Annotated in this window: 1 protein-coding gene; it reads left to right on the plus strand. The window is 45.2% G+C overall.

Translation table 11 applies throughout. The features are described 5' to 3' along the window. Window positions 1-16 precede the first annotated feature (16 nt). Window positions 17-438 (plus strand): MFS transporter (locus A3766_RS10185; protein WP_156508854.1); only part of this gene is annotated, 422 nt, incomplete at its 3' end.

Raw genomic sequence — 438 nt, forward strand, 5'->3', positions numbered from 1 at the left:
ATTTAAGGAACCCCGCATGTCTGAAGCTCGATTAAGGTTATTGGATTTTTCCAGTCGACCGACACAAATATTGCACTTTACCTGGTTTGCATTCTTTTTGACCTTCGTGATGTGGTTCAGTCATGCGCCAATGAAGCCTTTCATTATGGCAGCATTTGATATGAGTAATGCCCAGTGGAAGGCGTTATTGATCCTTAACGTTGCACTTACTATACCAGCGCGTATTGTTGTCGGGATGTTGGTGGATAAGTTTGGGCCGCGCGCTGTTTATAGCTTGTTGTTGATGGTGTCGGCGTTTCTTTGTTGGGGTTTTGCTCTAGCTCAAACTTATGAGCAGTTAGCCTTATTCCGTTTCTTGTGTGGCTTTATTGGTGCGGGTTTTGTTATCGGTATTCGTATGGTGGGAGAATGGTTCCCTGCGAAGACGGTTGGCTTAGC

This window comes from Oleiphilus sp. HI0132, from assembly GCF_001635845.1.